This is a genomic window from Kineococcus vitellinus (assembly GCF_009906315.1).
GTDB lineage: Bacteria > Actinomycetota > Actinomycetes > Actinomycetales > Kineococcaceae > Kineococcus > Kineococcus vitellinus.
In genome coordinates this window covers 1-10619 of record NZ_JAAALL010000155.1, presented here as the reverse complement: position 1 = coordinate 10619, position 10619 = coordinate 1, and the positions used below count along the sequence as shown (strand labels likewise).

Genomic DNA, 10619 nt, shown 5'->3' with positions numbered 1-10619 from the left:
CACCACCCCCGCCCCGACCACGAGCGCCCCGGCGCCCAAGGGCCAGGACGACTTCAACGCCACGACCCTCGGCGCGTCGGTGACCGGTGCCGCCAACGGCGACTTCAACCGCTGGACCGGCACCAAGCACGGCCTGTACGCCACCTGGGCCGACAACGGCAAGGTCTGGGCCATCGACACCCCGGGCAACGAGTACGGCCGCGACAGCGTCGCGCGCCTGGGCGACTACGACCTCGACATCGCCACCCAGCACCGCATCGCCAGCTGGGCGAACCCGGGCATCGACGGCAGCCTCGAGGCGACCTTCCGCGAGATCAAGGCCAAGTGGGGCGACCGCAAGGGCCACGTGTACGTCCGCCCGTTCCACGAGATGAACGGCAACTGGTACAACTGGTCGGTCCGCAACTCCGGTGACGCGGCGAACTTCGTGAAGTACTGGCGCACCGTCGTGCACCCGAAGTGGACCTCGGTCATGGGTGACGACGACCGCTTCCACCTCGTGTGGTCGCCCAACCGCGACACCGCCACCTCGGTCGACGTGCGCACGATGTTCCCCGGTGGGCAGTACGTCGACGCCATCGGTGTCGACTACTACGACTTCTCCCGCGCCAACGACGAGACCAAGTGGGCCGCGGAGGTCAACCGCACCCAGAACGGCGGCCCGGTGGGCCTCGGCGCGTGGGACGCCTTCGCGCAGTCCCAGGGCGTGCCGTGGTACCTGCCCGAGTACGGCGTGCAGTTCGGCGACAACAGCTTCTTCGCCGGCAAGGTGCTCGACTTCATCGAGGCCAACCGCTACTCCGGCACGGGCGACGCCGCCGGCAAGTCCCTCGGCGGCGCCTGGCACAACCTGCAGGGCTCCTCGCCCGACCCGAACGCCGGTGGCGACTTCTTCGTGCAGAAGGGCGGCAAGGACTACGCCGGCCGCGCGAAGACCGCCAACGTGGTCCGCTCGTGGGTCCAGTCCAACACCTGGCTGCGCCAGGCCAGGTGATCGCGCGGCGCGCGGCCCCGCCGGCCGGGGCCGCCCACCGCTGACGCGACGAAGCCCCGCCCGGGACTCCCGGGCGGGGCTTCGTCGCGTGCGCGTCAGCCGTGCTCGACGGCCCGCCGGGCGTCGGCGTTGAGCACGCCCCAGGCGATGAACTCGTCGCACAGGGTCGTGGCCGGCACGTCGTAGATGACGGCCAGCGTGCGCAGGTCGTCGGCGCGGATCGACAGGACCCGGCCGTTGTAGTCGCCGCGCTGGGACTGGATGGTCTTCGCGTAGCGGTCCAGGGGGCCTGCCTTCTCGGCGGGCACCTCCTGGAGGCGCTCGAGGTCGAGCACGAGCCGCGGCGGCGGCTCGCTGCTGCCCTGCGGGGCGCCCTCGGGGAGGAGGGCCGAGACCGGGACCCCGTAGAAGTCCGCGAGCTCGGCGAGTCGCTGGACGGTCACCGCACGGTCGCCGCGTTCGTAGGACCCGACGACGACGGCCTTCCACCGTCCCTCGGACTTCTCTTCGACGCCGTGCAGGGACAGCCCCTGTTGGGTACGGATCGCGCGGAGGCGCGATCCGAGTGCGCGGGAGTAGTCCGATGCCATGCCGAGAATCGTCACGGAGCGTGAACACCTTCGTCAAGCTGACCTGCCGTCCTGCACCCCCTTCTTTGGAATCTCCACCCTCTCGGCACCCCGGGCATTACTCCTTGTGAGCGCTTGACCTCACAACGACAGCGCGGGGGCCGCTGCGACCCGTCGCCGTCGGCCCGCGGCCCCTCCTGTAGGGTCGAGGTGCCCGCCGCGCCCGTCCCCACGGGCGCTCCGGCGGTGCAGACGTCCTTTAAGGATCCGTCCCGTGAGGCGGGGAAGGAGGTCGCTGTGAGTGCTGCCCAGGACCAGGCGCACCCGCCCGAGCAGGGCAGGGTGCTCCTCGAGGGAGCCGACGTGCAGCGGGCCGTGACGCGCATCGCGCACGAGCTGCTGGAGAGCAACAAGGGGGCGGACGACCTCGTCCTGCTCGGCATCCCGCGCCGCGGCGTGCCGCTGGCCCGCCGGCTGGCCCGGCGCCTGGGCGAGGTCGAGGGCTCGCACGTGCCTGCCGGCGCGCTGGACATCACGATGTACCGCGACGACCTGCGCCGGCACCCCACCCGCGAGCTGTCGCCCACCGAGCTGCCCCCCGGCGGCATCGACGACAAGGTCGTCGTCCTCGTCGACGACGTCCTCTACTCCGGGCGCACCATCCGCGCCGCGCTGGACGCGCTCAACGACTTCGGCCGCCCCCGCGTGGTGCGCCTGGCCGTGCTCGTCGACCGCGGCCACCGCGAGCTGCCGATCCGCGCCGACCACGTCGGCAAGAACCTGCCCACCTCCTCCAGCGAGCGCGTGCGCGTCCTGCTGGAGGAGCTGGACGGCCGCGACGCGGTCGTCATCACCCCCGGGGGCACCCCCGGAGGCACCGGCGGGGGTGCCCGGTGATGCGCCACCTGCTGTCCGCGGCCGACCTCGACGCCGCCGCCGCCGTGCGGGTGCTGGACGTGGCCGAGGAGATGGCCGCCACCCAGCGCCGGGAGATCAAGAAGCTGCCCACGCTGCGCGGGCGCACCGTGGTCAACCTCTTCTTCGAGGACTCCACCCGCACCCGCACCTCCTTCGAGGCCGCGGCCAAGCGGCTGTCGGCCGACGTCATCAACTTCTCCGCCAAGGGCTCCAGCGTCTCCAAGGGCGAGAGCCTGAAGGACACCGCCCTGACCCTGGAGGCCATGGGCGCCGACGCGGTCGTCGTGCGCCACGGCGCCTCCGGCGCCCCGCACCGCCTCGCGCACGCCGGCTGGACCCGCGGCGCCGTCGTCAACGCCGGCGACGGCACCCACGAGCACCCCACCCAGGCGCTGCTGGACGCGTACACGATGCGCAAGCACCTGCGCGGCGGCACCGGCGACCTGGCCGGGGTGCGCGTGGTCGTCGTCGGCGACGTCCTGCACTCGCGGGTGGCGCGCTCCAACGTGCTGCTGCTGCACACCCTCGGCGCGCACGTCACGCTCGTCGCCCCGCCGACGCTGCTGCCCGTGGGGGTGCAGGCCTGGCCGTGCGCGGTCTCGCACCACCTCGACGCCGCCCTGGCGGACGTCGCCCCGGACGCGGTGATGATGCTGCGCGTGCAGGCCGAGCGCATGGACGCCGCCCAGGGCGGCTTCTTCCCCTCCGCGCGCGAGTACAGCCGCCGCTACGGCCTGGGCCGCGAGCGCCTGGCCGCGCTGGGCGAGCGCACGATCGTCATGCACCCCGGCCCCATGAACCGCGGGCTGGAGATCTCCGCCGACGCCGCGGACTCGGCCCGCTCGACCATCGTCGAGCAGGTCGGCAACGGCGTCGCGGTGCGCATGGCGGTCCTCTACCTGTTGCTGGCCGGCGAGCTCCCGGGAGGGCACGCGTGAGCACCACCACCCTGATCCGGGGGGCGAGGCCGCTGGGCGGCGCGCCCACCGACCTGCTGCTGCGCGACGGCGCGATCGCCGCCGTCGGGCAGGGGCTGAGCGCCGAGGAGGGCGCGGACGTCGTCGACGCCGCCGGCCTGGTCGCGCTGCCGGGCCTGGTCGACCTGCACACCCACCTGCGCGAGCCCGGCCGCGAGGACGCCGAGACCGTGGAGTCCGGCACCCGCGCCGCGGCTCTGGGCGGCTACACCTCGGTCTTCGCGATGGCCAACACCTTCCCCGTGGCCGACACCGCCGGCGTCGTCGAGCAGGTCCAGCGCCTGGGCGAGGCGGCCGGGCACGTCGACGTGCGCCCCGTCGGCGCCGTCACCGTGGGCCTGCGCGGCGAGCAGTTGGCCGAGCTCGGCGCGATGGCCGACTCCGCGGCGCGCGTGCGGGTCTTCTCCGACGACGGGCACTGCGTCTCCGACGCCGTCCTCATGCGCCGCGCGCTGGAGTACGTCAAGGCCTTCGACGGGGTGATCGCCCAGCACGCCCAGGAGCCGCGGCTGACCGAGGGCGCGCAGATGAACGAGGGCACCGTCTCCGCGGTCCTGGGCCTGCGCGGCTGGCCCAGCGTCGCCGAGGAGGCGGTCATCGCCCGCGACGTGCTGCTCGCCGACCACGTCGGCTCCCGGCTGCACGTGTGCCACCTCTCGACCGCCGGCTCCGTCGAGATCGTCCGCTGGGCGAAGGCGCGCGGGGTGCGGGTGACCGCCGAGGTCACCCCCCACCACCTGCTGCTGACCGACGAGCTCGTGCGCGGCTACGACCCCGTCTACAAGGTCAACCCGCCGCTGCGCACGCAGGCCGACGTCGAGGCCGTGCGCGAGGGCCTGGCCGACGGCACGATCGACGTCGTCGCCACCGACCACGCCCCGCACCCGCTGGAGGCCAAGGACTGCGAGTGGGCCGCGGCGGCCATGGGCATGACGGGCCTGGAGACGGCGCTGTCGGTGGTGCAGCACGCCATGGTGGACACCGGGCTGCTGGACTGGGCGCAGGTCGCCGACCGCATGTCGGCCGCCCCGGCCCGCATCGGCCGCCTGGACGGTCACGGCCGGCCGCTGGAGGCGGGCAGCCCCGCCAACCTCGTCCTGCTCGACCCGGCCGCCCGCTGGGAGGTCGACCCGGCCGCGATGGCCACCGCCGGGCGCAACTCCCCCTTCCGCGGCATGCAGCTGCCCGGCCGGGTGGTGGCGACGTACCTGCGCGGGCGCGCCACCGTCGCCGGCTCCCGCCTGACCGGGAGCGCGGGCGCGTGAGGGTCCTGGCCGTGGTCCTCCTCGTCCTGGCGCTGCTGCTGCTGTGGCGGATGATGTTCATGGGCTACCGCGGGCGCGCGCTGCGCCAGCGCCAGGAGCTGCCCCGCCCGCTCGGCTCGCGCGACTGGAAGGCGATGAGCGAGGCCGTGGAGGGCGTCTACGTCTCCACGACCGACGCGGAGAACGCCCTGGACCGCATCGCCGCCCACGGCCTGGGCACCCGCAGCGCCGTCGCCGTCGGCTTCCTGCCCGAGGGCATCGGCTTCCTGCGCGAGGGCGCCCGCTCCTTCGTGGTCCCGCTCGCCGACGTCGTCGGCGTCGGGCACGGGCCGGGCATGGTCGGCAAGTGGATGGGCAGGGGGGACGGCCTGCTCGTCCTGCGCTGGAAGCTCGGCGGCCGCGTCGTCGACACCGGGGTGAAGCCCCGGCGCGCCGCGGACGGCACCCGGTTCGCCGCCCGGGTGGAGGACGTGCTGCGCGAGAGGCGGCGCGCGCTCGACGGCGACGGCGACCCCGACGGCACCCCGAACGGCAACGACAACCCCAACGGCAACCCCAACGGCAACCCCAACGACCCCGGAGGTGAGCGGTGAGCGCCCGCGTCCCCGCAGTGCTCGTCCTGGAGGACGGCAGGACGTTCCGCGGCGAGGCCTACGGCCGCGTCGGCGAGACCGTCGGCGAGGCAGTCTTCTCCACCGGCATGACCGGCTACCAGGAGACCCTCACCGACCCCAGCTACCACCGGCAGGTGGTCGTCATGACGGCCCCGCACGTGGGCAACACCGGCTACAACGACGAGGACCAGGAGTCCTCGCGCATCTGGGTCGCCGGCTACGTCGTGCGCGACCCCGCGAGGGTGCCCTCCAGCTGGCGCTCGCGGCGCACCCTGGCCGAGGAGCTGGACGCGCAGGGCGTCGTCGGCATCTCCGGCGTCGACACCCGGGCGCTGACCCGCCACCTGCGCGAGCGCGGCGCCATGAGGGTCGGCGTCTTCTCCGGGCCGGCCGCCGCCCGCGGCGGGGCCGAGCTGCTGGAGGCCGTGCGCAGCGCCCCCGCGATGGAGGGCACCGACCTGGCCTCCCTGGTCTCCACGCCGCAGCCCTACGTCGTGCCCGCCGTCGGCGAGCGCCGCTTCTCGGTGGCGGCCGTGGACCTGGGCATCAAGTCGATGACCCCGCAGCGCCTGGCCGAGCGCGGCATCGAGGTGACCGTGCTGCCCTCCACCGCCTCCCTCGAGCAGGTCCTGGCCGCCGGCCCGGACGGCTCCGCCCCCGACGGGGTGTTCTTCTCCAACGGCCCCGGCGACCCGGCCGCGGCCACCCACGAGATCGAGGTGCTGCAGGGGGTGCTGGAGCGCCGGATCCCGTTCTTCGGCATCTGCTACGGCAACCAGCTGCTGGGCCGCGCGCTGGGCTACGGCACCTACAAGCTCAAGTACGGCCACCGCGGGATCAACCAGCCCGTCATGGACCTGGCCACCCGCAAGGTCGAGGTGACCGCGCACAACCACGGCTTCGCCGTCGACGGCAGGGCCGGCGAGGTCCGCGACACCCCCTACGGGCGCGCCGAGGTCAGCCACGTCGGGCTCAACGACGGCGTGGTGGAGGGGCTGCGCTGCCTGGACGTGCCCGCGTTCAGCGTGCAGTACCACCCTGAGGCCGCCGCCGGCCCGCACGACGCCGGCTACCTGTTCGACCGGTTCGTCGACCTCATGGGCGGCACCCCCGCCGCCGAGCTCGTCGACGCGACCGGCGCCACCGACACCACCGAGGAGAACGCCTGATGCCCCGCCGGTCCGACATCTCCTCGGTCCTCGTCATCGGCTCCGGCCCCATCGTCATCGGCCAGGCCGCGGAGTTCGACTACTCCGGCACCCAGGCGTGCCGGGTGCTGCGGGCCGAGGGCCTGCGCGTGGTGCTGGTGAACTCCAACCCGGCGACGATCATGACGGACCCGGAGATGGCCGACGCCACCTACGTCGAGCCCATCACCCCGGCCACCGTCGAGGCGATCATCGCCAAGGAGCGCCCCGACGCGGTGCTGGCGACCCTGGGCGGTCAGACGGCGCTCAACACGGCGATCGCGCTGCACGAGAGCGGCGTGCTGGAGCGCTACGGCGTCGAGCTCATCGGCGCCGACGTGGAGGCCATCAAGCTCGGCGAGGACCGCCTGCTCTTCAAGGGCGTCGTCGAGCGCTGCGGCGCCGAGTCCGCCCGCAGCCACCTGTGCCACTCGATGGAGGAGGTCCTGGCCGCGGCCGGCGACCTGGGCTACCCCGTCGTCGTGCGCCCCAGCTTCACCATGGGCGGGCTGGGCTCCGGCTTCGCCTACGACGAGGCGGACCTGCGCCGCATCGCCGGGCAGGGCCTGCACCACTCCCCGGTCACCGAGGTGCTCCTGGAGGAGTCGATCCTGGGCTGGAAGGAGTACGAGCTCGAGCTCATGCGCGACCGCGCCGACAACGTCGTGGTCGTCTGCTCGATCGAGAACTTCGACCCGATGGGCGTGCACACCGGCGACTCCATCACCGTCGCGCCGGCGATGACCCTCACCGACCGCGAGTACCAGCGGATGCGCGACATCGGCATCGCCGTCATCCGCGAGGTCGGCGTGGACACCGGCGGCTGCAACATCCAGTTCGCCGTCAACCCCGCCGACGGGCGCATCATCGTCATCGAGATGAACCCGCGGGTCTCGCGCTCCTCCGCGCTGGCCTCCAAGGCCACCGGGTTCCCGATCGCCAAGATCGCCGCGCGCCTGGCCGTGGGCTACACCCTCGACGAGATCCCCAACGACATCACCCGCTCCACGCCGGCCAGCTTCGAGCCCACCCTGGACTACGTCGTCGTCAAGGTCCCGCGCTTCGCCTTCGAGAAGTTCCCCGCCGCCGACACCACGCTCACCACGACGATGAAGAGCGTCGGCGAGGCCATGGCGCTGGGCCGCAACTTCACCGAGGCGCTGCAGAAGGCGCTGCGCAGCACCGAGAAGCGCGGCGCCCCCTTCAGCTGGGCCGGCGACCCGGGGGACCGGGCCGACCTGCTGCGCCGCGCCGCCCGCCCCACCGACGAGCGCATCGGGCTGGTCATGCAGGCCATCCGCGCCGGCGCCACCCCGGCCGAGCTGTTCGAGTCCACGAGGATCGACCCCTGGTTCCTGGACCAGCTCTTCCTCATCGACGAGATCGCCGTCGAGGTCCGCGAGTCCGACGAGCTGACCCCCGAGCTGCTGCGCCACGCCAAGCGGCACGGGTTCTCCGACGCGCAGATCGGCGAGCTGCGCCACCTGCCGGAGGCCGTGGTGCGCGGGGTGCGCCACGCCCTGGGGGTGCGGCCGGTCTACAAGACCGTCGACACCTGCGCCGCCGAGTTCGCCGCCAGCACGCCGTACCACTACTCCAGCTACGACGAGGAGGACGAGACCCGCCCGCGCGAGAAGCCGGCCATCGTCATCCTCGGCTCGGGGCCCAACCGCATCGGCCAGGGCGTCGAGTTCGACTACTCCTGCGTGCACGCCAGCTTCGCGCTGCGCGACGCCGGCTTCGAGACCGTCATGGTCAACTGCAACCCCGAGACGGTCTCCACCGACTACGACACCTCCGACCGGCTGTACTTCGAGCCGCTCACCCTCGAGGACGTCCTGGAGGTCGTGGACGCCGAGACGCGCTGCGGCCCCGTCGCCGGCGTCATCGTCCAGCTCGGCGGGCAGACCCCGCTGGGGCTGGCGGCGGCGCTGGCCGAGGCCGGGGTCCCCGTCATCGGCACCTCCCCGCAGGCCATCGACCTCGCCGAGGAGCGCGGCGCCTTCGGCCGCGTGCTGGAGCAGGCCGGGCTGGTGGCCCCCAAGCACGGCACCGCCTCCTCCTTCCCGCAGGCCCGGGCCATCGCCGCCGGGATCGGCTACCCGGTCCTGGTGCGCCCCAGCTACGTCCTCGGCGGTCGCGGCATGCAGATCGTCTACGACGAGGCCAGCCTGGAGGAGTACATGGCGACGGCGACCGAGGTCTCGCCCGAGCGCCCCGTCCTCGTCGACCGCTTCCTCGACGACGCCGTGGAGATCGACGTCGACGCGCTCTTCGACGGCGAGGAGATGTACCTCGGCGGGATCATGGAGCACATCGAGGAGGCCGGCATCCACTCCGGCGACTCCGCGTGCGTCATCCCGCCGGCGACGCTGGGGCGCGCGGAGCTGGAGCGCGTGCGCGCCGCGACCGAGGCGATCGCCCGCGGCGTCGGGGTGCGCGGGCTGCTCAACGTCCAGTTCGCCCTCGCCGCCGACATCCTCTACGTGCTGGAGGCCAACCCGCGCGCCTCGCGCACCGTGCCGTTCGTCTCCAAGGCGACCGGCGTGCCGCTGGCCAAGGCGGCGGCCCGGCTGATGGCGGGCACGCCCATCCGCCAGCTGCGCGCGGAGGGGCTGCTGCCCGCCCGCGGCGACGGCGGGGTGCTGCCGGTGGAGTCGCCGGTGTCGGTGAAGGAGGCCGTGCTGCCCTTCGCCCGCTTCCGCACCGCCGACGGGCAGGTCGTCGACTCCCTGCTCGGGCCGGAGATGCGCTCCACCGGCGAGGTCATGGGCATCGACGTCGACTTCCCGACGGCGTTCGGCAAGTCGCAGACCGCCGCCTACGGCGGGCTGCCGGTGCGGGGCACCGCGTTCATCTCCGTCGCCGACCGCGACAAGCGCGCGATGATCTTCCCCGTCAAGCGGCTTTCCGACCTCGGCTTCGAGCTGCTGGCCACCCAGGGCACCGCCGACGTGCTGCGGCGCAACGGCATCCCGTCCACGGTGGTGCGCAAGCTGTCGGAGGGGACCAGCGAGGACGGCGAGCCGACGATCGTCGGGCGCATCGGCGCCGGCGAGGTCGCGATGGTCGTCAACACCCCCTCGGGCCACCTGGCCCGCGCCGACGGCTACGAGATCCGCGCCGCGGCGACCGCCGTGGGGGCGCCCATCATCACCACGGTGCAGGAGCTGTCGGCCGCCGTGCAGGCCATCGAGGCCCAGCGCGCCGGCGGTGGCCTCAACGTCGCCTCCCTGCAGGAGCACACCGCGGTCCTGGCCGCGGCGTGGGACGGGTTCCGGGCGTGAGCACCGCTGCGGGCGCGCGCTTCGGCGCGCGCCTGGCAGCGGCCGTCGGCGCGCACGGCCCGCTGTGCGCGGGCATCGACCCGCACCCGTCGCTGCTGGCGGCGTGGGGCCTGCCCGACGACGCCTCCGGGCTGGAGCGGTTCGGCCGCGCCGCCGTCGAGGCGCTCGCCGGGCACGTGGCCTGCGTCAAGCCGCAGGCGGCGTTCTTCGAGCGGCACGGCTCGCGCGGCGTGGCCGCCCTGGAGCGGCTGCTCGCCGACGCCCGCGCCGCGGGGCTGCTGACGATCGTCGACGCCAAGCGCGGGGACATCGGCTCCACGATGGACGGCTACGCCGAGGCCTTCGCGGGGGACTCGCCGCTGGCCGGCGACGCGGTCACGCTCTCGCCGTACCTGGGCTTCGGCTCGCTGCGGCCGGTGCTCGACCTGGCCGCCGCGAACGGCCGCGGGGTCTTCGTCCTGGCCCTCACCTCCAACCCGGAGGGGGCGAGCGTGCAGCACGCCACCGGGCCCGACGGCCGCTCCGTGGCCCGGGTCGTCGCGGAGTCGGCGGCGGCGGAGAACGCCGGCGCCCGCCCGCACGGCGACGTCGGCCTCGTGGTCGGCGCCACGGTCGGTCCCGCGGTGGCCGACCTCGGCATCGACCTGGCCGCGGTGAACGGCCCGCTGCTGGCCCCGGGCTTCGGCGCCCAGGGGGCCACCGCCGAGGACCTGCGGCGGGTCTTCGGCCAGGCCCGCCACCTGGTGCTGGCCGCCAGTTCCCGGGAGGTCCTGCGGGCCGGCCCGGACGCCGCCGCGCTGCGCGGGGC

General features: G+C 74.1%; 9 protein-coding genes. 8 read left to right on the top strand and 1 reads right to left on the bottom strand.

What is annotated here, in order from left to right:
• Positions 1-994, top strand: a 994-nt coding sequence (locus GTQ99_RS13995) for a glycosyl hydrolase (protein WP_276612259.1), incomplete at its 5' end; no start/stop codon positions are given.
• Positions 995-1089: 95 nt separating this feature from the next.
• Here the strand turns inward: GTQ99_RS13995 and bldD are convergent.
• Positions 1090-1584: a transcriptional regulator BldD gene (gene bldD / locus GTQ99_RS13990; protein ID WP_106206055.1), complete on the bottom strand. Its 495-nt coding sequence runs from the start codon at positions 1582-1584 to the stop codon at positions 1090-1092.
• A gap of 276 nt (positions 1585-1860) precedes the next feature.
• Between bldD and pyrR the strand changes: the two genes are divergently transcribed.
• The 7 genes from pyrR to pyrF all read left to right on the top strand — a co-directional run.
• A complete protein-coding gene (pyrR, locus tag GTQ99_RS13985) occupies positions 1861-2460 on the top strand; it encodes a bifunctional pyr operon transcriptional regulator/uracil phosphoribosyltransferase PyrR (protein ID WP_166616348.1) in 600 nt (199 codons plus the stop codon).
• On the top strand, positions 2460-3419 hold the full coding sequence (locus GTQ99_RS13980) for an aspartate carbamoyltransferase catalytic subunit (protein WP_166616347.1): 960 nt from the start codon (positions 2460-2462) through the stop codon (positions 3417-3419). Before pyrR ends, GTQ99_RS13980 begins: the two co-directional genes overlap by 1 nt.
• Positions 3416-4723 (top strand): dihydroorotase, encoded by a 1308-nt coding sequence (locus GTQ99_RS13975; RefSeq protein ID WP_166616346.1) that lies wholly within the window; start codon positions 3416-3418, stop codon positions 4721-4723. Before GTQ99_RS13980 ends, GTQ99_RS13975 begins: the two co-directional genes overlap by 4 nt.
• A gap of 11 nt (positions 4724-4734) precedes the next feature.
• Complete coding sequence (locus GTQ99_RS13970) at positions 4735-5316, top strand: PH-like domain-containing protein (protein ID WP_166616345.1); 582 nt, start codon at positions 4735-4737, stop codon at positions 5314-5316.
• On the top strand, positions 5313-6506 hold the full coding sequence (gene carA, locus GTQ99_RS13965; protein ID WP_166616344.1) for a glutamine-hydrolyzing carbamoyl-phosphate synthase small subunit: 1194 nt from the start codon (positions 5313-5315) through the stop codon (positions 6504-6506). Before GTQ99_RS13970 ends, carA begins: the two co-directional genes overlap by 4 nt.
• Complete coding sequence (gene carB / locus GTQ99_RS13960; protein WP_166616343.1) at positions 6506-9811, top strand: carbamoyl-phosphate synthase large subunit; 3306 nt, start codon at positions 6506-6508, stop codon at positions 9809-9811. Before carA ends, carB begins: the two co-directional genes overlap by 1 nt.
• The coding region (gene pyrF / locus GTQ99_RS13955; protein WP_166616342.1) for an orotidine-5'-phosphate decarboxylase at positions 9808-10619 on the top strand (812 nt) is incomplete at its 3' end. The genes carB and pyrF, both read left to right, overlap by 4 nt.

What these genes read in the sequence shown, in the direction of transcription:
- GTQ99_RS13980 (WP_166616347.1), top strand. Translation starts at nt 2,460, where the DNA reads ATGCGCCACCTGCTGTCCGCGGCCGACCTCGACGCCGCCGCCGCCGTG.
- bldD (WP_106206055.1), bottom strand. Translation starts at nt 1,584, where the DNA reads ATGGCATCGGACTACTCCCGCGCACTCGGATCGCGCCTCCGCGCGATC.
- carB (WP_166616343.1), top strand. Translation starts at nt 6,506, where the DNA reads ATGCCCCGCCGGTCCGACATCTCCTCGGTCCTCGTCATCGGCTCCGGC.